The sequence below is a fragment of the Sphingomonas aurantiaca genome, from assembly GCF_003050705.1.
GTDB classification, from domain to species: Bacteria; Pseudomonadota; Alphaproteobacteria; order Sphingomonadales; family Sphingomonadaceae; genus Sphingomonas; species Sphingomonas aurantiaca.
Map to the genome: position 1 here is coordinate 374,128 of NZ_QAOG01000002.1, position 26,262 is coordinate 400,389.

The 26,262-nt window shown below is 68.1% G+C and carries 25 protein-coding genes and 1 pseudogene; 22 read left to right on the forward strand and 4 right to left on the reverse strand.

Going from position 1 to position 26,262, the window contains the following annotated elements:
* Positions 1 to 77 precede the first annotated feature (77 nt).
* Positions 78 to 1,841 carry a fatty acyl-AMP ligase gene (locus C8J26_RS07140; protein ID WP_107957311.1) on the reverse strand — a complete coding sequence of 588 codons (1,764 nt, stop codon included), beginning with the start codon at positions 1,839 to 1,841 and terminating at the stop codon, positions 78 to 80.
* A 244-nt stretch (positions 1,842 to 2,085) separates the two neighbouring features.
* Between C8J26_RS07140 and C8J26_RS07145 the strand changes: the two genes are divergently transcribed.
* The 5 genes and pseudogenes from C8J26_RS07145 to C8J26_RS20850 form a co-directional block, all read left to right on the forward strand.
* On the forward strand, positions 2,086 to 2,574 hold the full coding sequence (locus C8J26_RS07145) for a regulatory protein RecX (protein WP_107957598.1): 489 nt from the start codon (positions 2,086 to 2,088) through the stop codon (positions 2,572 to 2,574).
* A 90-nt stretch (positions 2,575 to 2,664) separates the two neighbouring features.
* The gene (locus C8J26_RS07150) at positions 2,665 to 3,309 is read left to right on the forward strand and encodes a cold-shock protein (protein WP_244185209.1); all 645 of its coding nucleotides are present in this window, start codon (positions 2,665 to 2,667) and stop codon (positions 3,307 to 3,309) included.
* The gene (locus C8J26_RS07155; RefSeq protein ID WP_107957312.1) at positions 3,306 to 3,806 is read left to right on the forward strand and encodes a DUF192 domain-containing protein; all 501 of its coding nucleotides are present in this window, start codon (positions 3,306 to 3,308) and stop codon (positions 3,804 to 3,806) included. The genes C8J26_RS07150 and C8J26_RS07155 overlap by 4 nt, the downstream gene beginning before the upstream one ends.
* 111 nt (positions 3,807 to 3,917) lie before the next feature.
* The gene (locus tag C8J26_RS07160; RefSeq protein WP_107957313.1) at positions 3,918 to 4,310 is read left to right on the forward strand and encodes an NADH:ubiquinone oxidoreductase subunit NDUFA12; all 393 of its coding nucleotides are present in this window, start codon (positions 3,918 to 3,920) and stop codon (positions 4,308 to 4,310) included.
* Between the two features lie 197 nt (positions 4,311 to 4,507).
* Positions 4,508 to 4,741 (forward strand): annotated as a pseudogene (locus C8J26_RS20850) (DUF2155 domain-containing protein); the annotation flags it as partial.
* 35 nt (positions 4,742 to 4,776) lie between these two features.
* Here the strand turns inward: C8J26_RS20850 and aat are convergent.
* The 3 genes from aat to C8J26_RS07180 form a co-directional block, all read right to left on the reverse strand.
* Positions 4,777 to 5,508, reverse strand: a complete 732-nt coding sequence (gene aat / locus C8J26_RS07170; RefSeq protein ID WP_107957314.1) for a leucyl/phenylalanyl-tRNA--protein transferase — start codon at positions 5,506 to 5,508, stop codon at positions 4,777 to 4,779.
* Positions 5,505 to 6,215 (reverse strand): ParA family protein, encoded by a 711-nt coding sequence (locus C8J26_RS07175; protein ID WP_107957315.1) that lies wholly within the window; start codon positions 6,213 to 6,215, stop codon positions 5,505 to 5,507. Before C8J26_RS07175 ends, aat begins: the two co-directional genes overlap by 4 nt.
* A gap of 108 nt (positions 6,216 to 6,323) precedes the next feature.
* Positions 6,324 to 6,707 (reverse strand): hypothetical protein, encoded by a 384-nt coding sequence (locus tag C8J26_RS07180; protein WP_107957316.1) that lies wholly within the window; start codon positions 6,705 to 6,707, stop codon positions 6,324 to 6,326.
* A gap of 196 nt (positions 6,708 to 6,903) precedes the next feature.
* Here C8J26_RS07180 and C8J26_RS07185 point away from each other — a divergent pair, with 196 nt between their 5' ends.
* The 17 genes from C8J26_RS07185 (at position 6,904) to ftsA (ending at position 26,200) form a co-directional block, all read left to right on the forward strand.
* A complete protein-coding gene (locus C8J26_RS07185) occupies positions 6,904 to 7,872 on the forward strand; it encodes a cysteine synthase A (protein ID WP_107957317.1) in 969 nt (322 codons plus the stop codon).
* A 59-nt stretch (positions 7,873 to 7,931) separates the two neighbouring features.
* Positions 7,932 to 8,201 (forward strand): hypothetical protein, encoded by a 270-nt coding sequence (locus C8J26_RS07190; RefSeq protein WP_107957600.1) that lies wholly within the window; start codon positions 7,932 to 7,934, stop codon positions 8,199 to 8,201.
* Between the two features lie 681 nt (positions 8,202 to 8,882).
* Positions 8,883 to 9,383, forward strand: a complete 501-nt coding sequence (locus tag C8J26_RS07195) for a division/cell wall cluster transcriptional repressor MraZ (RefSeq protein WP_056052920.1) — start codon at positions 8,883 to 8,885, stop codon at positions 9,381 to 9,383.
* Positions 9,380 to 10,330 (forward strand): 16S rRNA (cytosine(1402)-N(4))-methyltransferase RsmH, encoded by a 951-nt coding sequence (gene rsmH / locus C8J26_RS07200; RefSeq protein WP_107957318.1) that lies wholly within the window; start codon positions 9,380 to 9,382, stop codon positions 10,328 to 10,330. The genes C8J26_RS07195 and rsmH overlap by 4 nt, the downstream gene beginning before the upstream one ends.
* A complete protein-coding gene (locus tag C8J26_RS07205) occupies positions 10,327 to 11,022 on the forward strand; it encodes a RodZ family helix-turn-helix domain-containing protein (protein WP_056417518.1) in 696 nt (231 codons plus the stop codon). The genes rsmH and C8J26_RS07205 overlap by 4 nt, the downstream gene beginning before the upstream one ends.
* Positions 11,019 to 12,737: a peptidoglycan D,D-transpeptidase FtsI family protein gene (locus C8J26_RS07210; RefSeq protein WP_107957319.1), complete on the forward strand. Its 1,719-nt coding sequence runs from the start codon at positions 11,019 to 11,021 to the stop codon at positions 12,735 to 12,737. The genes C8J26_RS07205 and C8J26_RS07210 overlap by 4 nt, the downstream gene beginning before the upstream one ends.
* Before the next feature lie 10 nt (positions 12,738 to 12,747).
* Positions 12,748 to 14,163 (forward strand): UDP-N-acetylmuramoyl-L-alanyl-D-glutamate--2,6-diaminopimelate ligase, encoded by a 1,416-nt coding sequence (locus C8J26_RS07215; protein WP_107957320.1) that lies wholly within the window; start codon positions 12,748 to 12,750, stop codon positions 14,161 to 14,163.
* 127 nt (positions 14,164 to 14,290) lie between these two features.
* Positions 14,291 to 15,670 (forward strand): UDP-N-acetylmuramoyl-tripeptide--D-alanyl-D-alanine ligase, encoded by a 1,380-nt coding sequence (locus tag C8J26_RS07220; protein ID WP_107957321.1) that lies wholly within the window; start codon positions 14,291 to 14,293, stop codon positions 15,668 to 15,670.
* The gene (gene mraY / locus C8J26_RS07225) at positions 15,671 to 16,741 is read left to right on the forward strand and encodes a phospho-N-acetylmuramoyl-pentapeptide-transferase (RefSeq protein ID WP_107957322.1); all 1,071 of its coding nucleotides are present in this window, start codon (positions 15,671 to 15,673) and stop codon (positions 16,739 to 16,741) included.
* Positions 16,738 to 18,114 carry a UDP-N-acetylmuramoyl-L-alanine--D-glutamate ligase gene (gene murD / locus C8J26_RS07230; protein WP_107957323.1) on the forward strand — a complete coding sequence of 459 codons (1,377 nt, stop codon included), beginning with the start codon at positions 16,738 to 16,740 and terminating at the stop codon, positions 18,112 to 18,114. The genes mraY and murD overlap by 4 nt, the downstream gene beginning before the upstream one ends.
* A 65-nt stretch (positions 18,115 to 18,179) precedes the next feature.
* Positions 18,180 to 19,361, forward strand: a complete 1,182-nt coding sequence (locus tag C8J26_RS07235; protein WP_107957601.1) for an FtsW/RodA/SpoVE family cell cycle protein — start codon at positions 18,180 to 18,182, stop codon at positions 19,359 to 19,361.
* Positions 19,358 to 20,500 (forward strand): undecaprenyldiphospho-muramoylpentapeptide beta-N-acetylglucosaminyltransferase, encoded by a 1,143-nt coding sequence (murG, locus tag C8J26_RS07240; protein ID WP_107957324.1) that lies wholly within the window; start codon positions 19,358 to 19,360, stop codon positions 20,498 to 20,500. The genes C8J26_RS07235 and murG overlap by 4 nt, the downstream gene beginning before the upstream one ends.
* Positions 20,497 to 21,927, forward strand: a complete 1,431-nt coding sequence (gene murC, locus C8J26_RS07245; protein WP_107957325.1) for a UDP-N-acetylmuramate--L-alanine ligase — start codon at positions 20,497 to 20,499, stop codon at positions 21,925 to 21,927. Before murG ends, murC begins: the two co-directional genes overlap by 4 nt.
* Before the next feature lie 83 nt (positions 21,928 to 22,010).
* Entirely contained in the window at positions 22,011 to 23,030 is a 1,020-nt protein-coding gene (gene murB, locus C8J26_RS07250) for a UDP-N-acetylmuramate dehydrogenase (protein ID WP_107957326.1), read from the forward strand.
* Complete coding sequence (locus tag C8J26_RS07255; RefSeq protein WP_107957327.1) at positions 23,027 to 23,965, forward strand: D-alanine--D-alanine ligase; 939 nt, start codon at positions 23,027 to 23,029, stop codon at positions 23,963 to 23,965. The genes murB and C8J26_RS07255 overlap by 4 nt, the downstream gene beginning before the upstream one ends.
* Positions 23,962 to 24,936, forward strand: a complete 975-nt coding sequence (locus C8J26_RS07260) for a cell division protein FtsQ/DivIB (protein ID WP_107957328.1) — start codon at positions 23,962 to 23,964, stop codon at positions 24,934 to 24,936. The genes C8J26_RS07255 and C8J26_RS07260 overlap by 4 nt, the downstream gene beginning before the upstream one ends.
* Before the next feature lies 1 nt (position 24,937).
* Positions 24,938 to 26,200 (forward strand): cell division protein FtsA, encoded by a 1,263-nt coding sequence (gene ftsA, locus C8J26_RS07265; RefSeq protein ID WP_055880042.1) that lies wholly within the window; start codon positions 24,938 to 24,940, stop codon positions 26,198 to 26,200.
* The last annotated feature ends 62 nt before the right edge of the window (positions 26,201 to 26,262 follow it).

Below are 26,262 nucleotides of genomic sequence, written 5' to 3' on the forward strand. Positions count from 1 at the left end.
GCCCCAATTCGGATCCAACTAACCTCGTTTTGGTCAAATCTAACGGAAACGCCGCCACTTATGACGCTGTCAGTCCGTTACGCGGCGATATCATAGGGTTTGATGTCGCCACTGAGATACAGGTTGCGCGCCTTGGCCCGGCTCAGCTTGCCCGACGAGGTGCGCGGCAAGGTGCGCGGCGGGATGAGTTCGATCAGGCAGTTCATCCCGGTGACCGAGCGGACCCGCTCGCGGATTTCGTCGCGCAGGCGAAGCCGCTCGGACTCGTCCGAGCTGCGGCACTGGACCAGCACGGCGGGGGTCTCCTCGCCGCCGGGCGTGGTAATCGCGAACGCGGCGATGTCGCCCGCCTTGAAGCCCGGCAGCTGTTCCACCGCCCATTCGATGTCCTGCGGCCAGTGGTTCTTGCCGTTGACGATGATCATGTCCTTGGCGCGGCCGACGATGTAGATGTAGCCGTCGGACATATAGCCCATGTCGCCGGTATCGAGCCATCCGTCCGCCATGCACGCCTCGGTCGCGGCATCGTCGCGGAAATAGCCGACCATTACCGACTTGCCGCTGCACCAGACCTTGCCGATCGCGCGGTCGGGGAGGGGGGTGCCGTCCTCTTCGCGAATCTCGATCCGCATGTCGCGGACGGGCTTGCCGCAATTGACGATCGCCCGGTAGCGCTGGGGGCGGTCATTGCCGCGGCTCCCGCCCGAAAGCTGTGTTTCCTCGACGAGCTCGACGCGGATGCCTTCGCCCGGCGGCATCAGCGAGACCGCGAGCGTCGCCTCGGCAAGGCCGTAGCTCGGGAGGAACGCGGTCGCCTTGAAGCCCGCATCGGCGAACGCGTCGACGAACGACTGCATCACGTCGGGGCGGATCATGTCGGCACCATTGCCGGCAACACGCCAGCGCGACAGGTCGAACCGGTCGCTTGCCTTGGTCTGGCTCGACATGCGACGCGCGCAGATATCGTAGCCGAAGGTCGGCGAATAGCTGAGCGTGGTGCCCGTGTTGCGGCTGATGAGATCGAGCCAGGCGAGCGGACGCCGCGCGAAATCCTCGGTCTTGAGATAATCGGTCGAGACCTGGTTGGCGATCGGCGACAGGAAGCAGCCGACCAGCCCCATGTCGTGGTACCAGGGCAACCACGATACGCAGCGATCGGTGTCGCACACCGCCATGCCGTGGCTGTGCGCGGCGAGGTTGTTGAGCAACGCCGCGTGCGTGATGACGACGCCGTGCGGAAACCGCGTCGAGCCGCTGGAATATTGCAGATACGCGATGTCGTCGGGCTTCGCCTCGAGCAGGGCCGCAACCGGCGCCTCGCGCGAGACGAACTCGGACCAGTCGATCCCGACGGTGCCCGACAGCCGCGCGGCCTCGCCCGCCATCTGCGCGAGTTCGGGCGGGAAAATCAGCATCTTCGGATCGCAGCTCGCGAGCTGGACGCGGAGCTGTTCGATGTACGAATCGCGACCGCCGAACGAGGTCGGCAGCGGCAGCGGCACGGGCCATGCGCCGGCATAGACGACACCGAAGAACAAAGCGGCGAATTCGGGACCGGTTTCGGCGACCAGCGCGATGCGATCGGCGGGGCCGACGCCCGCGGCGATCAGGCGATCGGCCATCGCGCGCGCATCGGTGCGCAGCTGCGCATAGGGATAAGGCTGCGACAACGTGCCGCGCGCGTCATGGAAATTAAGCCCGCGGTTACCGGTCGCGGCGTAATCGAGCGCTTCGCCCAGCGTACCGAAATCGGCGAAACGGCGCGGCAGCACGTCCTCGGTCGGCGTCGCGACGATCGTCGCCGCGGTCTGGCCGTCCTTGTGAAGCGTTTCGGTCGTCATCGCAGTTCCTGTCTCTGGCGTCGTGCCCGGCATGGCGGCTGAACGCACCACGCCTATCTCAACTCTAGCCGTTCAACTTCGGGTGTCAGTGTGGCACAATGATGGCGTGTCCGACGATGACGACCCCGATCAGGCGCCTGGGCGTCCCGAAAAGCGCGGCAAAGCGCGCGCCGCTGGGCGTGGTGGCGCCCGTGGCGGCGAGCGCGCGCCCCCCAAACCGCTCGACGCCGCGGCGCTGGAGCGGATGGCGCTGCGCTATGTCGAACGGTTCGCGACGACGCGGGGGCGGCTGACAGACTATCTGGGGCGCAAGATCCGTGAGCGCGGCTGGGACGATGGCGCGGCGGCGGCACCGGCCGATCCCGCCGAACTCGCGCAGCGCATGGCCGATCTCGGCTATGTCGACGACCGCGCCTTTGCCGAGCAGCGCGCGGCGGCGATGCAGCGGCGCGGGCTGGGCGCCCGGCGGGTCGCGGGGGCGTTTCGTGAGGCGGGAATCGACGAGGGCGATGCGGACTCGGTCGCGCCCGCGATCGCGGATCGCGCGGTCGAATCGGCGCTCGCCTTTGCGCGGCGCAAGCGAATCGGGCCCTATGGCAGCGGAGAGGGCGATCGAAAGCTCCACGACAAACAGCTCGGCGCGATGTTGCGGGCGGGGCACCGGTTCGATCTGGCGCGTAAAATTGTTGCGACGCCGCCATCCGATGACCCGGAATCGATCGATTTCGGCTGAGATATTGCAACGGATTCGTTGCGACCGGGACGAAGCATGCTAGCTAGGGTTCAGGGGTGTAACAATGCGTAGACGCAGCAGGGTGCGGCCATGACGACGCAAACCGGATCAACGATGATCGCGGTAAGTGTCGCGGTCGAGGGCGAGGGTAAAGCCGCGGTCGGGGGGCCGATTTCGGACATCGTTGCGGGGCAGGCCTTCGTGGCTGCCCCGGACGCCGTCGAGGTGCGCGCGATCGGCGGCGTGATCAAATGGTTCGACGTGACGCGCGGGTTCGGCTTCGCGGTCGCGGACGACGCGACTGTCGGCGATATCCTCGTGCATTTCTCGGTGTTGCAACCGCATGGCCGCCGCAGCCTGCCCGAGGGCGCGCGGGTCGAGACGCTGTCGGTCCAGCGTGGCCGCGGGTTCCAGGCGCGGGAGATCGTCTCGATCGACATGACCAACGCGGTCGAGGAGCCTGTCCGCGCGCCCGCATCGCCCGACCGGATCGATCCGATCGCGATGATCGACGCCGCCGGACCGTTCGAGCCGGTGTCGGTCAAATGGTTCAACCGGTTGAAGGGCTATGGCTTTCTGGTACGGGGTTCGGATGGCAGCGACGTCTTCGTCCATATGGAAACGCTACGTCGCGCCGGGATCGAGACGGTCGAGCCCGAGCAGCCGCTGCGCGCCCGCGTCGTCGCAGGGCGCAAGGGGCCGCTTGCCGTTGCAGTCGAAGAGGGACTTGGATGAGTTTGGTTGCGAAGGCCGTGCTGGCCGGGGTGCTGGCGTTGGGCGTCGGCGCCGGGGGTGTGGCGTATATGAACAGCGGCGATAAGACCGAGGCGGCCAAGGTCGCGACGCTGAAGCTGACGATCAAGAGCACGAACGGGACGCATGCGTTCACGGTCGAGAGCGCCAAGACGCAGGACGAGCAGGCGCGCGGGCTGATGTATCGCACCGACCTGAAGCCAGACGGCGGGATGCTGTTCTGGCCCTATCCCTCGACGGGTGGCGCGCCGGTGGATGCGAGCTTCTGGATGAAGAACACGCCGAGTTCGCTGGATATCCTCTATATCCGCGCGGACGGCACGATCGCGCGGATCGCCGAGAACACGGTGCCGTTCTCGGAAACGCCGGTGCCGTCGGGCGAGCCGGTCGGGGCGGTGCTCGAGCTGATGGGCGGCCGGTCCGCCGAACTGGGGATCGCCGAGGGCGACCTGGTGACGTGGGACAAGCGCGCCGACTAAGCGGGCGGGCGACAGCGTTTATCGGCTGGGTCGCGCTCTCGGTCGCGGACTTTGCCGGCCTGCCGCATCATCATGGTTGAAGCCCGCCCTCACTCGGGTTAAGCGCGGCGCATGGGCTTTCTCGCATCGACTTTCACGTGGTGGAACGGCGCCACCCTCGGCACCAAATTCGGCCTGCGCAGCATGGCGAAGATGGGCGAGGACGCGCTCGGCAACGTCTATTACCAGGGCGGCAAGGATACCGCGGGTAATCCGCGCCGCTGGGTGATCTATCAGGGCGCCACCGACGCGAGCCGCGTGCCGCCCGCGTGGTTCAGCTGGCTGCATCACCAGGTCGACGATGTGCCCGATCGCGCACTGCCGCCGATCCGCGCCTGGCAGAAGCCGGCGGTCCCCAACATGACCGGCACTGCGCTCGCCTATCGGCCGTCCGGTGCGCTCGAAATGGGTGGCAAGCGGGCCGCGGCCACGGGCGACTACGAAGCCTGGACGCCAGAAGGGTGATCATGCGCTGGCTCGCCGCGGCCGTGTTGGTCGTGGTGCTGGGGGTGGGCGGGTGGTTCGGTTACCGCGCGCTCACCACGCCTGTGGCGAAGGTGGCGGCGGTCCAGCAGGAGCTGCCGGGCGCCGAGGAGCCGGCGAATTCCTCGATCGAGACGATCGACACCGGTGCTGCGACGATCGCCACCGGCGGCACGCCGATGGCGCAGCGCGTCGCGGTGCTCGGCCTGCTCAACAAGCGTAACGGCGAAACCCGCGAGGTGACGCTCAAGCCCGGCCAGGCGACTCGGATGGGCGATGTCGTGCTGCGGCTGCGCGCATGCGAACAGACCGCGCCGTGGGAGCAGGAGCAGCTGACCGGCGCGTTCGTGCAGGTGCTGGTGCGCGGAGTCGACACGAAATGGCGGCGGAGCTTCTCGGGCTGGCTGTACAAGGAACGCCCCGCGCTGAACGCGGTGCAGCATCCGATCTACGACGTGTGGACCAAGAGCTGCGCGATGACCTTCCCCGCGACCGGGCCCGATACCGCGCCGGTCGCCGAGGCCTTGCCCGCCAAGCGATCGAGCGCGCGGAAATCGCCTGCTGCCGACGCGCCCACGACCGACGACGCGGGGCCGAGCGCGCCGTCGAGCGCACCCGCCAGCAACGCCACGTAATCCGCGCGGTCGATCTCGATCGCGCCGAGCGAGGCGAGGTGCGAGGTCTGGAACTGGCAGTCGAGCAGGGTGAACCCGCCGGCACGCAGCCGCGCGACGAGGTGCGCCAGCGCGACCTTCGAGGCGTCGGTGGCGCGGCTTACCATGCTCTCGCCGAAGAACGCGCGGCCTAGCGCCAGGCCGTAGAGCCCGCCGACGAGCTTGCCGCCGTCCCAGCATTCGACCGAATGCGCGAAACCCATCGCGTGCAGCGTTTGGAAGACGCGTTCGATCCCGTCGTTGATCCACGTCTCGGGGCGGCCCTCGACGCTTTCGGCGCAGAGCTGCACGACGCGCTCGAACGCGGTGTCGACGGTGATCTGGAACCGGTCGGCGGCGATCGTCTTCTTGAGCGAGCGCGAGAGCTGGAAGCCGTCGAGCGGCAGGACCGCGCGGCGGCGCGGCTCGACCCAATAGACGCTGGCGGCGTCGCGGCTGTCGGCCATCGGGAACACGCCGACCGAATAGGCGCCGAGCACGAGCTGCGGGTCGAGGATGTCGGTCATGCGGAGAGCCGGAGTTCGATCCGGCGCCACAGCTCGGCGAACGCCTGCGCGGCGGCCGATCGGGGCGCGAACACGCCGACCGGCGCGCGCTTGACCGCCATCGATTCGATCCCGCTGGCCATCGGGATCACCGGCCAGTCGGGGTGCCGCGCCAGCGCCTCGGCATGGAGCGCGCGGCGCTTGTCGACCATGACGTGGACCGGGAGCAGCGCGGTGCGGCCGCCGAGATGCTGGACGACCGCGTCATAGGCGCGCGTCGAGAGGGGCGAGGGGATGACGGGGATCACGATCAGGTCGGCGGCGCGCATGACCTGATCCGCGGTCTCGGTCAGCCCGGGCGGGCAATCGAGGATCACGCGGTCATAGCCGGCAAGCTCGCCCAGCAGCTTGGCGAGGCGCTTCTTCTTGTCGAGATCGTGGAACAGCTGGTCGAGACCGCGCAGCGACGCGTCGGCGGCGATCAGATCGAGGTGGCGATAGGCGGTCGGCCGCGCCTGCTTGGCGACGGCGATGTCCTTCGAGAACATCGCCTGCGCCTGATCCGCCTTGCCGGGGCCGCCGAGCACCCAGGTCGACGCGGCCTGCGGGTCGAGATCCCAGAGCAAGGTGCGGCGCGCGGACAAGGTTGCGGCGCACCACGCCAGGTTCACCGAAAGCGTCGTCTTCCCGACGCCGCCCTTGAGGCTGTAGATCGCAACTGTTGCCATCGCGCTACGGTGCCGGTCCGTGGCGGCAAGGGCAAGAGCGCGCGGCACAAAGAAAAACGGCCGGCGGATGAACCGCCGGCCGTCAGGACTATCGCAATCGACCCGAAATCAGGCGTGGCAGGTCTGTGCCGACTTGCCCGGTGCGGTCAGCGTGACGCTGGTCTCGTCGCCCGTCATCGACCAGCCGCCCTCGGCGGTCTTGGGCGCGCCGGCGACGTCGGCCTTCAGCGTGGTCGCGGTGCCGCCCTTCTTGGTGCGGACCACGGCCTGCTTGTCGCCCTGGAAGAACGTCACGTAGAGCAGGCTGTTGTCCTTGCAGCGCAGCGTCTGCTCGGACTTGATCGCGGGCGGCAGCACGACCGGTGCGGCGTTCGCGAGCGTGTTCGCCATCGGATCGGGATTGGTATCAATCACCTCGGGCGAAGCAGGCTTGGAGTTGCAGGCAGCCAGCACGAGCAGCGCGGCGACGGCGGTCATGGGGAGAATTTTCATAGCGAAACATCGCTTCGCGCATGCAGCATGGAGCGTCAAGGCTTATGGCCCTTCGCGCGCCGGGCGTGCGCCACGCGGGCGCCGGGCCGGTGACGAACCGTGGCAGATCCGCGACGACCGGGCCGCGAGCATCGATTTTGGCGCGGCAAAGTTTCGCTCGCTTGCCCGAACTTGCCGGGGACGCCACATATGCCCCATGCAAACGACACCTGATACGCTCGCCCTGATCGGCAATACCCCCCTCGTTCGCTTGAAGGGCCCCAGCGAGGCCACCGGCTGCGATATCTTCGGCAAGTGCGAATATGCGAACCCCGGCGCGTCGGTGAAGGATCGCGCCGCGCTGTTCATCGTCGAGGATGCCGAGCAGCGCGGGCTGCTCCAGCCCGGCGGGACGATCGTCGAGGGGACCGCGGGCAATACCGGGATCGGCCTGGCGCTGGTCGCCAATGCCAAGGGCTACAAGACGATCATCGTCATGCCCGAGACGCAGAGCCGCGAGAAGATGGACACGTTGCGCGCGCTGGGCGCCGAGCTGGTGCTCGTCCCCGCCGCCGCCTTCTCGTCGCCCTGCCATTTCGTCCACACCTCGCGCCGGATCGCCGAGGAGACGCCGGGGGCAATCTGGGCGAACCAGTTCGACAATACCGCCAACCGCCGCGCGCATATCGTCGGCACCGCCGAGGAGATCTGGGCGCAGATGGACGGACGCGTCGACGGCTTTACCTGCGCGGCGGGAACCGGCGGGACGATCGCCGGCGTCGGGCTGGGCCTCAAGGCGAAGGACGAGTCCGTCTGCATCGCGCTGAGCGATCCGCACGGCGCTGCGCTGTATAACTATTACGCGCATGGCGAGCTGAAGTCCGAGGGATCGTCGGCCGCCGAGGGAATCGGGCAGGGCCGGATCACCGCCAACCTGGAGGGTGCGCCGATCGACACGCAGTTCCGCATCTCGGACCAGGAGGGCTATGCATGGGTCCGCCGGCTGCTCGACGAGGAAGGGCTGTGCCTGGGGCTGTCGTCGGGGATCAACGTCGCGGGCGCGGTGGCGCTCGCGCGGCATCTGGGGCCGGGCAAGCGGATCGCGACGATCCTGTGCGATACCGGATTCCGCTATCTCTCGACGCTGTACGATCCGGCATGGCGTGCGGCCAAGGGGCTCGGCTGATCGCCCGGATGCGCGGGAATCGACAGCGGCGCGATGGTCGGGTATCCTGGCGCGGCAAGATGAAGTTACCACATGACCCCTCGCAGACGGCGCAGCGCATCAAGGTCGGCATGATCGGGCTGGCGGCGGTCGTCCTTCTGGTCGGGCTGGCAAGCGCGATCATCGGCTCGGCCAACCGCGAGCGCCCGGTCGCGACCGCGGGCACCGCGCAGCCGGACGTGGTCGCGAACATGGGCGTTTCGAATCTGGTCGACCCGGCGGGGGCAGGCGAACCACTCGCCGAGATGGGGGTCGCGCCGAGCGCCAATTCGCAGGCGCCTGCGCAGTAGTTGGCGCTGGGGGCGTTGGGGTTTTGGGCTGAGTGGCAGCGTCTCGCGTGGCGGGTGTCGTTGGCGGAGCGTCACCCGGATCGCAACTCGGATCGTTGCCTGAAACCACGCCGCGCTCGTCACTCGGATCAACACCTATATCGTCACCCCAGCGGAAGCTGGGGTCTCCAGCGTGGCAGGCGACGGGAGTCACATGGGGATACCCCAGCTTTCGCTGGGGTGACGGTTTGGGCGTGCGATGCGATAGTTTACTCTCGGTCCTCGCCGTTAGCCGTCAAGTGTCCGCCGTCCGCCGTCTCGCGTCCGGTGTCCGGCCTTACACGTGGCGCATTCAGCGTACGGCACTTTGCGGAAGGCATTCGGCCTGTCGCATTCGGCCCGGAGCGCGGTTCGAGACACCAGCGTGCATCGATATCGGCCAAATCCCTGGATTTCCCCGGCAACACCCCGCAGACTGCCCGGATCGAGTCCGATGTGCACCGAAATTCCCCCCGAAGCGACGCGCGAAACTCGTCGCAATTCCGTCCAATCCCCAAAAATCCCGTTGCGTCCCCGGACCTCTATGGTAGATGGAGGTTAATACAGGGGCACGTTCACCGTTAGCTGTCAGCGCGGTCGGAACGCGGCGAGAGTCGCGTTCCGAGATGGTGAGGCGTGTGCGCCATTTCGAAGGGTTTTGGCGTGTCGGTACGGGGTCGCTATCAAGGAGACGGTATCGGCCTTGTCGACGACAAGGGCCGGGTAGCCATCCCCTCGGCGCTCCGCACGACACTTTCCGCAAATGCGCCCAAGGCGAACGGCAAGGACGGCGGGACCATCATCATCGGCGCGCATCAGAAGAATCGCTGCCTGGTCGCGTATGATCCGGGCTATGTCGACATTCTCGCCGAGCGCCTCGACCGCCGCGAATCCGAGAACACGTCCGAGAACGGCGAATACGACTATAACATCAAACGCGCCGCAGCGTCGGGCGAAGCCGTCCCCTTCGATGGCTCCGGTCGCTTCATCATGCCTGCGTTCCCGCGCTTCTATGCGGGCATCAAGGGCCATGCGTTTTTCTACGGCGTGCTCGATTATATCGAGATCTGGGATCCCGCGACGCTGATCGCCACTGACGGCATGCCCCCCGTCGTCAAGGAGATGGCGCGCTTCTACATGGCCGAGAAGGGGGTCCAGCTGTGAGCAGCCCCGACGCGCCGCATATCCCCGTCCTGCTCGACGAAGTCCTGGCGGCGCTCGCCCCCGAGCCCGGCGAGACGATAGTCGACGGCACGTTCGGCGCAGGCGGCTATACGCTGGCCTTGCTCAAGTCGGGCGCTCGCGTGATCGCGTTCGATCGTGATCCTGATGCGATCGCCGCCGGCCGCGGGATCGAGGACGCCGAAGACGGGCTGACGCTGATCGCCGCGGACTTCTCGGCCATGGCGTCCGAGCTCGAGGCGCGCGGGCTGGCACCGGTCGACGGCGTGACTCTCGACATCGGCGTGTCGTCGATGCAGCTCGACCAGGCCGAGCGCGGCTTCTCGTTCCAGTCGGACGGCCCGCTCGACATGCGGATGGCGCAGGCCGGCATGTCGGCGGCGGACTTCGTCAACGAGGCGGACGAGAACGAGATCGCCGACGTGCTGTACCAGTACGGCGACGAGCCCAAGTCGCGGCGCGTGGCGCGCGCGATCGTCGCGGCGCGCCCGCTGACGCGGACCGGCGAGCTGGCGCACATCGTCCGCCGTGCGCTCGGCTACAAGGCGCATGACAAGAAGGACCCCGCGACGCGGGCGTTCCAGGCGATTCGCATCCATGTGAACCGCGAGCTGGGTGAGCTGGCGGACGGGTTGCTGGCCGCCGAGCGCGTGCTGAAGCCCGGCGGTCGCCTCGCGATCGTGACGTTCCACAGCCTCGAGGACCGGATGGTGAAGCGCTTCCTGCGCACGCGTTCGGGCGGGGCGCCTTCAGGTTCGCGTCATCTTCCGCAGGCGAAGGCCGCGGCGGAACCGAGTTTTTCTCATGTCGGCCGCGGTGTGCGCGCCGGCGAGGCCGAGGTCGCACGCAATCCGCGCGCGCGCTCGGCGACATTACGGACGGCGCGGCGGACCTCCGCGCAACCCTGGACGGAAGAGGTGACGACATGACGGCGGCGTATCGGATGAAGGGTGTGGGCTGGTTCGGGGGCTGTGTCGCCGTCGTGCTCGGTTTCTACCTCGTGTCGCTGCAGGTGGCCGCCGAGCGCAAGAAGCTGGAGGCGGTCAACGGCCAGATCCGGTCGGCGCAGCGCGATATCCGCGCGCTGGAGACCGAGTTCGACACGCGCGGCAACCTCGCGCAGCTCGAGCGATGGAACGGCGACACGCTGGCGCTGTCGGCGCCGACCGCGGGCCAGTTCGTGGTGAGCGAGGCTGCGCTCGCGTCGCTCGACGTCAACAGCCTGCGCGCGGACGGGGTCCAGACCGCCGCGCTGCTGGTGCCGTCGGGGGCAGGGTCGGTCGTGTCGACGCCGATCGTTCCGGTGACGGCGGCGCCCGCGGTCGTGAAGCTCGCGCCCGCGCCGGTGCAAATGGCACAGGCGAGCGCGCCGCGCGCGATCAACGTCGCGATTGCGGCCGCGTCGAAGACCGCGCTGAAGCCGGTGGTGATCCGTGCGTCGGTGGCGACGCCGCGGTCTGCCGAGGCGGCGCTCGTCCGCGCGGCCAAGACCGATCGCCTGGCGGCCGTCGCCAAGGTTCGGCCGCAGGCGGTCGCGATGCTCGACCGCAAGCTGCTGTCCGATACGACTCTGGGTGACATCATGAGCGGTGCCCGCTCCGAGAGCGGCCGGCGGCGGTGACCGCCTTGGTCGCCCGGCCTGTCGCGCAACATCGTAGCGCCAATCAGCGTCACGCGCTGGTGGCGACCGCGCATACGCGCCTGATGATGCTGATGTTCCTGTTCGGCGCGGCGGTGCTGGTGGTGATCGGGCGGCTGGGGATGCTGGCGGTGCAGGCGTCGCTCGCCGATCCGCAGGCGCGCGCGGCGATAATCGCGGCGCGCGGCGACATCGTCGATCGCAACGGCGCGCCGCTGGCGCGGACGATCGATGCGTGGACGATCGCGGTCCACCCCAAGAAGCTGATCGGCGACCCGACCGAGGTCGCGAGCAAGCTGGCCGCGCTGATGCCCGAGGCGGGCGACCAGGCGCATTATTATGCGCTGCTGACGTCGGGCAAGAGCTTCATCTATCTGCAGAGGCGCGCGTCGCCCGCGCTCGTCGAGCAGGTCAATGCGATCGGCGAGCCTGCGATCGTGTTCGACCGCGACACGCAGCGCCTGTACCCGCAATCGACGATGGCGGCGCATGCGCTGGGCTTCCTGTCGACCGCGGGGCACGGGATGAGCGGGATGGAACGCGTGCTCGACGAGCGGCTGACCAACCCGGCGCTGAACGGCACGCCGGTCGCGCTGTCGCTCGACAACCGAGTCCAGGCGGCGATGGAGAGCGAGCTGGGCCGCGCGATGACGACCTTCTCCGCGCGCGGCGCGGGCGGGATCGTCCTCGACGTGGCGACGGGCGAGGTGATCGCGATGGTCTCGCTGCCGACCTTCAACCCCAATCGCGTCGGGATGGCGGGCAGCGAGGAGCTGCGCAACATCACGACGCAGAGCGTGTTCGAGCTGGGATCGACGTTCAAGCCGATCACGATGGCGACCGCGATGGATACCGGCGTCGTCACGTCGTTCGCGCGGCGGTTCGACGCGACACACCCGTTGCAGGTCGGCCGCTTTACGATCCATGACGAGCGCGGCGATCCCAAGCGCTGGCTGAACATGGCGGAGACGCTGATCTATTCGTCGAACATCGCCACTGCGCGCGTCGCCGACGAGGTCGGGCCGGCGCGGATGCAGACGATGTTCAAGAAACTGGGCTTCGACACCAAGCCCGATATCGAGCTGCGCGAGAAGGGCCGCCCGTTGTGGCCGAAATACTGGGCGCGCACGACGACGATGACGACGGCTTATGGCCACGGCATCGCGGTGACCCCATTACATCTGGCCAGCGCTTATGCGGCGTTGGTCAATGGCGGGATCTGGCGGCCGGCGACGCTGCTCAAGGTCGCGCCGGGGCATGCGCCCGTTGGTCGCCGTGTCATCACCGAGCAGACCAGCGCGCGGATGCGGCAGATGCTGCGGCTGATCGTGCAGCGCGGGACGGGGCGCAAGGGCGATGCACCGGGCTACCGCGTCGGCGGCAAGACGGGCACGGCCGAGGCGGCGGTGTCGGGCGGCTATGACCATTCGCGCAACGTGGCGACGTTTGCCGCCGCGTTCCCGATGGATGCGCCGCGCTACGTGGTGCTGGCGATGCTCGATTCGCCGCTCGGCACGAAGGAAACCGCCGGGTGGAAGACAGCTGCATGGAACACCGCGCCGGTGGTGGGCCGGACGATCTCGCGCGTCGGCGCGATCCTGGGCGTGGTGCCCGACGCGCACCGCGACATCGACGTGTCTGACATCGTGCCGACTTTGTGGCAGGACCCTACCCGTACGCAGCCAACCGGGCAATGAGGACGACCAAATGAAGCTGTCAGCGCTGACCGACGGGACGGAAGAGGCGCAGGTGACGGGGTTCGCGATCGATCACCGCAAGGTCGCGCCGGGTACGGTGTTCGGCGCGTTCGAGGGGGCGCGCGTGAACGGCGAGGACTATATCGCCGACGCGATCCGGTCTGGCGCGATCGCGGTGGTCGCGCGGCCCGGGCTGACCGTCGAGGGCGCCGCCTACATCGCCGACGAGACCCCGCGCGAGCGGTTCGCGCAGCTGGCGGCGAAGTTCTTCGCGCCGTTTCCCGAGACGTCGGTGGCGATCACCGGGACCAACGGGAAGACGTCGTGCGTCGAGATGACGCGGCAGCTGTGGCGGATGGCGGGCTTTCATGCGGCGTCGATCGGCACGCTGGGTGTCACGACCGCCGACGAGCGCGTGACGACCGGGCTGACGACGCCCGACGTGGTGACGTTCCTGTCGAACGTCGCGGGGCTGGCGCGCGAAGGCGTGACTCATCTGGCGTTCGAGGCGTCGAGCCACGGGCTGACGCAGTACCGGACCGAGGGGCTGAAGGTGGCCGCGGCGGCGTTCACCAACCTTAGCCGCGATCATCTCGACTATCATGGTGACATGGCGGCGTATTTCACCGCCAAGATCCGATTGTTCTCCGAAGTGCTGTCGACCGATGGCACCGCGGTGGTGTGGGCGGACGATCCGCAAGCGGCGCGCGTGATCGACCTGGCGCGCGAGCGCGGCAACCGGCTGGTGACGGTCGGCACGCAGGGCGAGACGTTGCGGCTGGTGGAACGTGATCCGACTCTGCTGGGGCAAGGGCTGACGATCGAGGCTGACGGCCAGACGTACACGGTGACGCTGCCGCTGATCGGGGCGTATCAGGCGGCGAATGCTTTGGTGTCCGCCGGGCTGGTGATCGCGACAGGCGGCGATGTGGCTGCGACGATCGCGAACCTCGCGCGGTTGCAGCCAGTGCGCGGGCGGCTGGAGCGGGCGGTGATCGCGAAGTCGGGTGCGCCGGTCTATGTCGATTACGCGCATACGCCCGATGCGCTGGAGGCCGCGATCGCCGCGCTGAAGCCGCATGCGGGCGGCAAGCTGATCGTCGTGTTCGGCGCGGGCGGCGACCGCGATACGGGCAAGCGCGAGACGATGGGGCAGGTGGCGGTGCAGCATGCTGACCGCGTGATCGTGACCGACGACAATCCGCGGACCGAGGATGCGCGGGCGATCCGCAGCGACGTGCTCAAGGGTGCGCGCGGGGCCGAGGAGATTGGCGACCGGCGGGCGGCGATCGGGGCGGCGGTGCGCGAGGCGGGGCCCGAGGATATCGTGCTGATTGCGGGCAAGGGGCATGAGCAGGGGCAGATCGTCGGCGATATGGTGCTGCCGTTCGACGACGTCAGCGTGGCGCGGGAGTGTGCTGCGTGAGGGGGGCTAGATCTTCATTCCCCTCCCGCTTGCGGGAGGGGCTAGGGGAGGGCGCGACGTACGTACTGGCGTCCGGCCTGCTTGGTCAGCCCCTCCCCCGACCCCTCCCGCAAGCGGGAGGGGAGCAATGAGCTTGTGGACTTCGGCTGAGATCGCCGCCGCCACTGGCGGTGTGGCGTCGGGGGACTTTTCCGTCTCCGGCGTCGCGTTCGATTCGCGCGAGGTTGGGCCTGGCGATCTGTTCGTGGCGATGAAGGGCGAGGCGAGCGACGGACATCTGTTCCTCGACCAGGCGTTTGCGCAGGGTGCCGCCGGGGCGATCGTGTCCGAGCCTTGCGACCACCCGCATGTGCTGGTCGCGGACAGTTTCGTCGCGCTCAACGCGCTTGGCGCCGCGAGCCGCGCGCGCAGTGGTGCGACGATCATGGGCGTCACCGGGTCGGTCGGCAAGACCAGCGCGAAGGAGGCGCTGTTCGCATGTCTCGACCGCGCGGCGCCGGGCGCGGTGCATCGCTCGGTCAAGAGCTACAACAACCATACGGGCGTGCCGCTGAGCCTTGCGCGGATGCCGCGCGACGCGGTGTTCGGCGTGTTCGAGATGGGGATGAACCATGCCGGCGAACTCGCCGAACTGACTCAGCTGGTGCGGCCGCATATCGCGATGATCACTGCGATCGCGCCCGCGCATACCGCGTTCTTCCGCGACGAAAGCGCGATCGCGGATGCCAAGGGCGAGATCTTCGCCGGGCTGATGCCGGGCGGCACCGCGATCGTCCCCTATGACAGCCCGCATCGCGACCGGCTGCTCGGCCATGCGGCGCCGCATGCCGCGCATATCGTGACCTTCGGCAGCGAAAAGGGCGCCGACGTGCGCGCGATCGAGGCGATGCGCCTGCCGACCGGCGGGACGTTCGTTACCGCGCGGATGGGGCAGGCCGCGGACCACGAACTGAGCTTCACGATCGCGCAGCCGGGCGCGCACTGGGTATCGAACGCGCTGGGCGTGCTGGCGTGCGTGCAGGCGGCGGGGAGCGATCTTGGACTCGCGGGGCTGGCGCTTGCCGAGCTCGGCGGGCTGCAGGGGCGCGGCGCGCGATCCATGGCGTCTGTCGGTGATGGCGAGATTCTCGTTATCGACGAGAGCTACAATGCGAACCCGTCGTCGATGCGCGCGACGCTCAGCGTCCTGAGCCATGAGCCGGGGCGGCATATCGCGGTGCTTGGCGAGATGCGCGAATTGGGCGACGCCTCGGCCGACTATCATGCGGGGCTTGTCGAACCGATCCTTGCGGCGCGCGTCGAAATGGCGCTGCTGGTCGGTGAAGCGATGGCACCGCTCGCGCAGGTGCTTGAGGGACAGATCGAAACCGTCCATGTGGGCGACGCTGCGACCGCGCTCGCCACGTTACGGACGCTAATCGCGCCGGGCGACGCCGTGCTCGTCAAGGGATCGAACGGGGTTGGGCTCGCTCGGGTCGTGGCAGGTCTCTTGAGCGGGAAAAACTGAATGCTGTACTGGCTCGCCGAGCATCTGGGGTTTCCCGGTCTGCTGAATCTCATCCGGTACCAGACGGTGCGGACCGGCGGTGCGGTCGCGACCGCGCTGATCATCGGCCTGATCATCGGGCCCAGGTTCATCGGCTGGTTGCGCGTGCGGCAGGGCAAGGGGCAGCCGATCCGTGCCGACGGCCCGCAAACGCATCTGGCCAAGCGTGGCACGCCGACGATGGGCGGGCTGATGATCCTGACGTCGATGTGCCTCGCGATCTTCCTGTGGATGGACCTGAGCAACACCTATGTCTGGGCGTGTCTGTTCGTGACGCTCGGCTTCGGGACGATCGGGTTCATGGACGATTATGACAAGGTGCGGAAGGCGAGCACCGCGGGGATCAGCGGACGTACGCGGCTGCTGCTCGAGTTCGTGATCGCCGGGATCGCGGCAACGATCATCATGTCGCAGAACGGGCCGCATCTGTACCTGCCGTTCACGTCGCGGCTGTATCTCGATCTCGGCTGGTTCTTCCCGGTGTTCGCAGCCTTCACGATCGTGTCGTTCGGCAACGCGGTTAACCTGACCGACGGGCTCGACGGGCTGGCGACGATGCCGGTGATCATCGCCAGCGTCGCGTTCATGCTGATCGTGTACCTGGTCGGGAACGTGAAGTTCGCCGATTATCTGGGCATTCCGCACGTGCCGCGTGCTGGCGAACTTGCGATCTTCTGCGGGGCGATCGTCGGGGCTGGGCTCGCGTTCCTGTGGTTCAATGCTCCGCCGGCGGCGGTGTTCATGGGCGATACCGGGAGCCTCGCTCTTGGTGGCGCCTTGGGGACGATCGCGGTCGTCGCGCATCACGAGATCGTGCTGGGGATCATCGGCGGGCTGTTCGTGATCGAGGCGCTGTCGGTGATCATCCAGGTGTTCTTCTACAAGCGCACCGGCAAGCGCGTGTTCCGGATGGCGCCGATCCACCATCATTTCGAACAGCTCGGCTGGGCGGAGGCGACCGTCGTGATCCGCTTCTGGATCATCGCGCTGGTGCTGGCGCTGGTCGGCCTCTCGACGTTGAAACTGCGGTGATCGTCGCGAAGGCCTGGCGCGGGAAGCGCTATGCGGTGCTGGGGCTCGCGCGGTCGGGGGCGGCGACGGTGCGGGCGCTGGTGGCTGGCGGCGCGGGGGTTGTGGCTTGGGATTCTGACGAGGCCAAGCGTGCCGTTTTTGCTCCCTCTCCCCTGCGGGGAGAGGGCTGGGGTGAGGGGCAGACCAGCAGCGCTGCGCCCGTGGCGGCCCCTCTCCCAACCCTCTCCCCGGAGGGGAGAGGGCTCGTGGATGTGGCACCGTTGGATGACCTAACGGGGTTCGACGCTTTGGTCGTGTCGCCGGGGGTGCCGTTGAATACGCATCCGCTGGCCGCGGTGGCGCGCGAGGCGGGCGTTCCGGTTATTGGCGATATCGAGTTGTTCGCGCAGGCGCGCGGCGATCTGCCGTCGCACAAGGTCGTCGGGATCACCGGCACCAACGGCAAGTCGACGACGACCGCGCTGGTGCATCACATCCTCAAGACCGCCGGCATTCCCACGCTGATGGGCGGCAATATCGGGTTGCCGATCCTCGAGCAGGAGGCGCTGCCCGAGGGCGGGGTCTATGTGCTCGAGCTGTCGAGCTACCAGATCGACCTGACGCAGACGCTCGATTGCGACGTTGCGGTGCTGCTCAACATCACGCCCGATCACCTCGACCGGTATGACGGCTTCGAGGGCTATGCCGCGTCCAAGGCGCGGCTGTTCGCGATGCAGTCGGCCGGGCATGACGCGATCATCGGGATCGGCGATGCGCCGTCCGCGGCGATCGCGCGCGGGCTGTCGGGCAGGGCTGAGCATCTGACCAAGATCGCGCCCGGCGTGTGCCTGTTTCAGGGCGACTGGCCTGCGCTGCAGGGGCCGCACAATGCGCAGAACGCGCTTGCCGCGATCGCGGTGGCCAAGGCGCTCGGCGTGAGCGAGGTCGATATCGATCGCGGTCTCGCCAGCTTCACGGGCCTGCCGCATCGGATGCAGCAGATCGCGTCCTATGGCGGCGTCGCCTATGTCGATGACAGCAAGGCGACCAATCCCGAGAGCACGGCGCCCGCGCTCGCCGCGTTCGAGCGGGTCCACTGGATCGTCGGCGGGCGCGCGAAGGGGGACGACCTCGATGCGTGCCGGCCCGCATTCGGGCATGTCGTCCGCGCCTACACGATCGGCGAGGCCGGGCCGAAATTCGCGGAGATTCTGGGCGGCTCGATGCCCGTCGAGGCCGTCGGGACGCTCGACGCAGCAGTCCGCAGCGCCGCGGCCAACGCCAAGCCCGGCGACACGGTGTTGTTATCCCCCGCTTGTGCTAGCTTCGATCAGTTTCGCGATTACGAAGCGCGCGGGGCGGCGTTCCGTGCCGCGGTAGAGTTGCTGGCATGACCGATTTGCGCGCTGGAACCATGGATATGGGTGTGCCCGGACAGAAGAACGGGATCGTCGCGAAGATGAAGCGGCGTGGCGGGCGCGGCGATCAGTCGCCGCTGGGCACGTGGTTCTGGGACATCGACCGGATGCTGCTGCTGCTGACGCTGTTCCTGATCGCGATCGGATTGATCGCGGTGGCGGCGGCGTCGCCGGCCAGCGCGGTCCGCTATTCGGGCGAGCATCGCAAGATCGCGCCGCTCTATTACTTCTGGCGGCAGCTGATGTGGGTCGGCGTGTCGTTGCCGGTGCTGATCGGCGTGTCGATGATGCCCGTATCGATGGCGCGGCGGATGGCGATCGGCGGGTGTGCGGCGTTCGTGCTGATGCTGATGGTGACGCCGTTCGTCGGGGTCGAGGTGAACGGGGCGCGGCGCTGGCTCGGCTACGGCTTTGCGCAGTTCCAGCCGTCCGAGTTTTTGAAGCCGCTGTTCATCGTCACGGTCGCGTGGCTGCTGTCGTTGCGCGCGAAGGATTCGGAGCTGCCGACGGTGCTGATCACCGGCGCGATGACCGCGGGCGTCGCGGTGCTGCTGATGCTGCAACCCGATTTCGGCCAGACGATTATCTTCTGTTCGGTGTGGCTGGCGCTGCTGATGATCGCGGGGACGCCCGCCAAGGTGCTGATCGGGCTGATCGCGATGGCGCCAGCAGGGCTGGTCGCGGCCTATGTCTTCTACGGCGTGGCGCGGTCGCGGATCGATGCGTTCCTGTTTCCGGGTGTCGAAGGCGAGGGCGCCGGCGACCATTTCCAGACCAACGCGGCGCATAATACGCTGACCGCGGGGGGATGGTCGGGCACGGGGCCCGGCGCGGGCGCGGCGAAGTTCGGGCTGCCCGAGGCGCATACCGACTATATCTTCTCGGTGATCGGCGAGGAATTCGGGCTGATCGCGTGCTCGGTGATCGCGGTGATCTTCCTGGCGATCGTCGTGCGCGTGTTCGTCAAGCTGCTGGACGAGCAGGACGAATTCAAGCTGCTGGCGTCGGCCGGGCTAGCCACGCAGTTCGGCGCGCAGGCGCTGGTGAGCATGGCGGTAAACACCGGGCTAGCGCCATCGAAGGGAATGACGCTGCCGTTCATCAGCTATGGCGGATCGTCGATGATCGCGCTTTCGGTCGGCATGGGGTTGCTGCTGGCGTTCACCCGGCGCAATCCGTTTCTCACGCGGAGCCCCTATGTTGTCCGCTGGAGTGGTGAATGACTAAGCATTATGTCCTCGCAGCCGGTGGCACCGGGGGACACATGGTCCCGGCGGCGGCGCTTGCAGCCGAACTGACCAAGCGCGGCCACCGCGTCGCCTTGGTCAGCGACGCGCGCGGCGTGCGCTTTCCCGGGCTGTTCGACGAGATCCAGACGCATGTCCTGCCCGCAGGGCGCTTCAGCGGCGGGCCGCTCGGATGGGCGAAGGCGACGCGCGAGATGTGGCGCGGGCGGGCGATGGCGCGCGAACTGTACGCGACGTTCAAGCCGGCGGCGGTGATCGGGTTTGGCGGCTATCCGGCACTGCCCGCGCTGCTGGCGGCGTTTGCGGACAAGATCCCGACCGCGGTGCATGAGCAGAACGCGGTGCTGGGGCGCGTCAACCGCTTCGTCGCAGGCCGTGTCGATGCGATCGCGACCTCGTCCGAGCCGACCGAGCGGCTGGCGGCCAAGCTGCTGGGCAAGACGCATCTGGTCGGCAATCCGGTGCGCGAGGCGGTGCTGGCGCTGCGGTCGCGGCCCTATCCGCTGCTCGAGGAGGACGGGATCTTCCGCGTGCTCGTGACGGGGGGCAGCCAGGGGGCGAGCATCTTGTCGCAGGTTGTGCCCGATGGCCTCGCGATGCTGCCGGTGACGTTCCGGCGGCGGTTGCAGGTGACGCATCAGGCGCGGATCGAGGATATCGATGCGGTGCGTGCGAAATATGCCGAGCATCATATCCCGGCCGAGCTGGCTACGTATCTTCCCGATATGCCCGAACAGCTCGCCTGGGCGCATCTTGTGATCGCGCGTGCGGGTGCGTCGACGATTTCGGAGCTGACCGCGGCGGGGCGTCCGGCGATCCTGGTGCCGCTGCCGAGTGCGACCGACGATCACCAGACCGTGAACGCGCGCGAGATGACTCGGGCAGGCGGCGCGCGGACGATCGCGCAGGGAGATTTTACCGCAGTGGAACTGGCCAAGCAGATGCAGAAACTCGGGCTCGACCCGGCCGCGTTGCAGAACGCGGCGGGACGCGCGCGCAGTTGCGGGCGGCCCAATGCCGCGAGCGATCTGGCCGATCTGGTCGAGAGCCTGGACGCGCCCGTGTCGCGGATCCCGGTCGGTGCGCCGTCCAAGCCAAAGGCGCAGTTCGCATGAAGGGTGTCGCAACGGATATCGGCACGATCCATTTCGTCGGCATTGGCGGGATCGGCATGTCGGGCATCGCCGAGGTGATGAAGAATCTCGGCTACCGCGTGCAGGGGTCGGACGTGGCCGAGGGCTATGTCGTGCAGGGGTTGCGCGACAAGGGGATCCCGGTGGCGATCGGCCATGCCGCGGCGAATATCGGCGATGCCGCGGTGGTGGTCGTGTCGACCGCGATCGTGCGCTCGAACCCCGAGGTCGAGGCGGCGCTCAACGCGCGCGTGCCCGTGGTGCGGCGCGCGGAGATGCTCGCCGAACTGATGCGGCTGAAGTCCACGGTTGCCGTTGCCGGCACGCACGGCAAGACCACGACGACGTCGATGGTGGCGGCGTTGCTCGATGCCGGTGGCGTCGATCCGACGGTGATCAATGGCGGGATCATCAATTCCTACGGCTCGAACGCGCGACTGGGTGCGAGCGACTGGATGGTGGTCGAGGCGGACGAGAGCGACGGCAGCTTCCTGCGACTGGACGGGACGATCGCGGTCGTCACCAACATCGATCCCGAGCATCTCGATCATTACGGATCGTTCGACGCGGTGAAGGATGCGTTCGTCGAGTTCGTCGAGAACGTGCCCTTTTACGGCGCGGCGTTGCTGTGCCTCGATCATCCCGAGGTGCAGGGGATCCTGCCGCGCGTGCGCGACCGGCGAATCGTGACCTATGGCTTCTCGGCGCAGGCGGACGTCCGCGGTGTCGAGGTGACGCCGATCCCGGGCGGCAACCGCTTCGACTGCGTGGTGCGGACGCGTGACGGCGCGACGCGGACGATCCACGGGATCGAGATGCCGATGCCGGGCCGGCACAATGTCCAGAACGCCTTGGCCGCGATCGGCGTCGCGCTCGAGCTGGGCATCGAGGATGCGACGATCCAGCAGGGCTTTGCCAAGTTCGGCGGCGTGAAGCGGCGGTTCACCAAGGTGGGCGAGGTTCCGGTCGAGGGCGGCGGCGTGGCGATCATCGACGATTACGGCCATCACCCGGTCGAGATCCGCGCGGTGCTGGCCGCTGCGCGCGAGGGGGCGAAGGGGCGCGTGATCGCGGTCGTGCAGCCGCATCGCTATTCGCGGCTCGGCAATCTGATGGAGGATTTCCAGACCGCGTTCAACGACGCGGACCGCGTGCTGGTGACTCCGGTCTATGCGGCGGGCGAGGCGCCGGTCGAGGGCGTCGATGCGGCGGCTTTGGTCGAGGGGTTGAAGCGGCGCGGGCACCGGTTTGCGGGCGTGGTCGCGGATGCGGATGCGCTGGCGGTCGAGCTGGCGGCGACGATCGAGGCGGACGACATGGTCGTCTGCCTTGGCGCTGGCGACATTACGAAGTGGGCGGCTGGACTGGCGGATGCGATCGAAGTCGAGCGTGCGAAGGTGCCGGCGTGAATGATCGCGCTTCTGCTCCCCTTCCGCTTGCGGGAGGGGTCGGGGGAGGGGCTTCGGCCTCCTCCGACGGTGCGGGCGCGGCTATGTCGGTCCCTCCCCTAACCCCTCCCGCAAGCGGAAGGGGAATCAAGGTCGAGGCCGGGGCGTCGCTCGCGGCCTTCATATGGTTCCGGACGGGAGGGCCCGCGGAGACGCTGGTGCGTCCCGATACTGCGACCGATCTGGCGGCGTATCTGCGTGATCTCGATCCTTCGACGCCGGTGCTGCCGGTTGGCGTCGGCTCCAACCTGATCGTTCGCGACGGGGGCGTGCCGGGTGTTGTGGTCCGGCTGCCCAAGGCGATGGCGAAGGTGTCGGTGCAGGACGGTCGCGTTCGGGCCGGGGCGGGGGCGATGGGGATTACTGTCGCCAGCGCCGCGCGCGATGCGGGGATCGCCGGGCTCGAGTTTCTGCGCGGGATTCCGGGGACCGTGGGCGGCGCGGTACGGATGAACGCGGGGGCCTATGGGCGCGATGTCAGCGATATCCTGATCGAGGCGACCGTCGTCACGCGTGAGGGTTCGGTCGAGACGTGGCCGGCGGCGCGTTTCGGCTATGTGTATCGGCATTCGGACTTGCCGGCGGGCGCGGTGGTGGTCGAGGCGGTGTTTTCGGGCACGCCCGGCGAGCCTTCGGTCATCGGGGCCGAGATGGACAGGATCGCCGCCGAGCGCGAGGCGTCGCAGCCTCTGCGATCGCGGACCGGCGGATCGACGTTCAAGAATCCCGAGGGGCACAAGGCCTGGGCGCTGATCGACGCGGCCGGGTGTCGTGGCCTCACGCGCGGCGACGCACAGGTGAGCGAGAAGCATTGCAATTTCCTGCTGAACCTTGGCTCCGCGTCGAGCGCGGAGATCGAGGCGCTGGGTGAAGAGGTACGGGACAAGGTGAAGGCGCATTCTGGGGTGGCGTTGGAATGGGAAATCCAGCGGGTCGGCATTTCTCTCCCCTCCCGCATGCGGGAGGGGGCAGGGGGTGGGCCCGCGCTTTCCACCAGCGATGCGGCCGGTGATGGCGGGCGCCCACCCCTCGGTCCCCTCCCGCATGCGGGAGGGGAAGCATGACGGCGCCTCTTCACATCGCGGTGCTGATGGGCGGCTGGTCGGCGGAGCGTGAGGTTTCGCTGATGTCTGGCAATGGCTGTGCCGATGCGCTTGAGTCGCTCGGGCACCGGGTTACGCGGATCGACATGGGGCGCGACGTCGCGGCCAAATTGGCCGACGCCAAGCCCGATCTGGTGTTCAACGCGCTGCACGGGACGCCTGGCGAGGATGGCTCGGTGCAGGGGCTGCTCGACCTGATGGGGGTGCGGTACACGCATTCGGGGCTCGCGACGTCGGTGATCGCGATCGACAAGGTGCTGACCAAGCTGTTGCTCGTGCCCGCAGGGATTCCGATGCCGGGCGGGCGGATCGTCAAGTCGGCGGACCTGTTCGAGGGCGATCCGATGGCGCGGCCCTATGTCCTGAAGCCGGTCAACGAAGGGTCGTCGGTCGGCGTCGCGATCGTCACCGATAGCAGCAATTACGGCAACCCGATCGCGCGTGACAGCGTCGGGCCGTGGATCGATTTCGAGGAGCTGCTCGCCGAACCCTATATTCGCGGGCGCGAGCTGACGACCGCGGTGCTCGGCAACCGGGCGTTGGGTGTCACCGAGTTGAAGCCGAAGACCGGCTGGTACGACTATGAGTCGAAATATACCGACGGGATGACCGAGCATGTCTGCCCGGCGGAGATCCCCGACGAGATTGCAGACGCGTGCAAGAGCCTTGCGCTCGAGGCGCACCGGTTGCTCGGCTGCAAGGGCGCGTCGCGGTCGGATTTCCGTTGGGACGACGAGCGCGGCGTCGACGGGCTGTTCCTGCTCGAGGTGAACACGCAGCCGGGGATGACTCCGCTGAGCCTGGTGCCCGAACAGGCGCGGCATATCGGCATGAGCTATGCCGAACTGGTGCAGGCGATCGTCGACGAGGCGATCGCGGACCATCCTTCGCCATGAGCCGGACGATCAAGCGCGGCTCGCCGCCCAAGCGGCCTGCCCCGCGGCGGAAAGTCGCGGTCAAGAAGGTGTCGGTGATGGACCGGCTGGTCGGGATGCTCCCGGTCAGCGAGGATACGCTGCGCAAGATCGCGACCTGGTCGATCCTGGGCGCGGGCGGTGCGGTGGCGATCGCGGCGGCGACGTGGATCGGCATCCCCGGCATGATCGGCGCGGCAGTGGCCGAAGGCGCGGGGCGCGCGGGCTTCAAGGTCGAGCAGATCGAGGTCACCGGCCTCAAGCGGATGGACCGGATGTCGGTCTATGCGGTCGCGCTGGAGGACAAGCAGAACCAGACGTCGATGCTGTCGGTCGATCTGGAGGCGGTGCGGCAGAAGCTGTTGCGCTATGGCTGGATCGCGGACGCGCATGTCTCGCGGCGGCTGCCGAACACCATGCTGGTCGATATCGTCGAGCGGACGCCGGCTGCGGTGTGGCAGGACAATGGCCAGCTCACGCTGATCGATTCGTCGGGCGTGCTGCTCGAACCGGTCCAGCCCGAGGCGATCCCGAACCTGCCGCTGGTGATCGGGCCGGGCGCGGATCGGCAGGAGGCGTCGTACCAGACGCTCCTCGCCGCGGCGCCGGCGTTGAAGCCGCGCGTCAAGGCGGCGACCTGGGTCGGCAATCGGCGCTGGGACCTGACGTTCGAGAGCGGCGAGACGCTGGCGCTGCCGGAGGACGGTGCGCCGCGGGCGTTGGTGAAGTTCGCCGAGCTGGATGGGGCGCGGCCGTTGCTGGGGCGCGGCTGGATCCGGTTCGACATGCGCGATCCGACCAAGCTGGTCGCGCGCAAGCCGGGCGCGAGCCTGGCGCACAGCGTCGACGTGCCGGCGCCGGCCAGTGTCGGGGCTAGTGCACCGGATACAGGCGAGACTACGACTACCCCGTCGCAATCGGCGGGCGCGAACGTAACGGGCGGGGAGGGATGACATGGCTAAGGTGGCACCGGAAGGGCTGATCACGGCGCTCGATATCGGGTCGTCGAAGGTTTCGGCGATGATCGCGCAGAAAGGGGACGGGGGCGAGTTGATCGTGCTCGGCACCGGCCAGCGCGAGAGCCGGGGCGTCAAGCGCGGCTATATCGCCGACATGGCGACGACCGAGGCGGCGGTGCGCGAGGCGGTCGAGCAGGCCGAGCGGATCGCGGGCATCAACATCGAGAATGTCTGGGTCGGGTTCTCGGCCGGCGGGCTCGTGTCCGACGTCGCCGAGGTCGAGTTCGAACTCGGCGGCCACCGCGTCGAGCAGCAGGATATCGATGCGTTGCTGGCCGCGGGGCGCAACTCGATCGATCCGCAGGGGCGGATGGTGCTGCACGCGCAGCCCGCGCTCTACACGCTCGACGGGCTGACGGGGGTGAAGACTCCGCTTGGGCTGCATGCCGACCGGCTTGGCGTGCATATTCATGTGGTGGCGGCGGACGGGTCGCCGGTGCGCAATCTCGATCTGTGCGTGCGCTCGGCGCATCTCGAGGTGAAGTCGATCATCGCCTCGCCGGTCGCGACGGGGCTGGCGTGCCTGAGCGACGAGGAGCGCGAGCTGGGCGTCGCGCTGGTCGAGATGGGGGCGGGGATCACCAACGTGTCGCTGTTCGCAGGCGGCATGCTGGTCGGGCTGACGTCGATCCCGATCGGTGCGCAGGACATTACCGACGACATCGCCAGCGCGTTCGGCACGCGGCGGCAGAATGCCGAGCGGATGAAGTGCTTCCACGGATCGGCCAATGCCTCCCCCCGCGATAATCACGACATGATCCCGGTCATGCCGATCTCGGCCGAGGACGGCGCGGGCGAGGGTGCGCAGATCACCAAGGCGCAGTTGATCGGCGTGATTCGCCAGCGGCTCGAGCATCAGATGGGCGAGGTGCGCAACGCGCTCACCAAGCTGAAGTTCGAGGGGCCGGTCGGGCGGCAGGTCGTGCTGACGGGCGGCGGCGCCGAGCTGAAGGGGGTCGCCGATTACGCGCAGCAGGCGCTGGGGCGCTCGGTCCGGATCGGTCGACCGCGCGGGTTGACCGCGCTGCCGGAAGCGCATGGCGGACCGGCGTTTGCGACGCTAGCGGGGTTGGCCTTCTACGCGGCGACCAATCCGATCGACCTTCGCGGGCTCGCGCCGCAGCGGACGACGGTGCACCGACCAAAGGGCATGGGCATGGTCCGCAAGTTGATTCAGGCGGCACGCGCGAATTATTAAGAGTTTCGAGGGTGCTGGCGTTATTTCGGCTGGAACAGGCCGTGACGTTGGTGCACACAGAT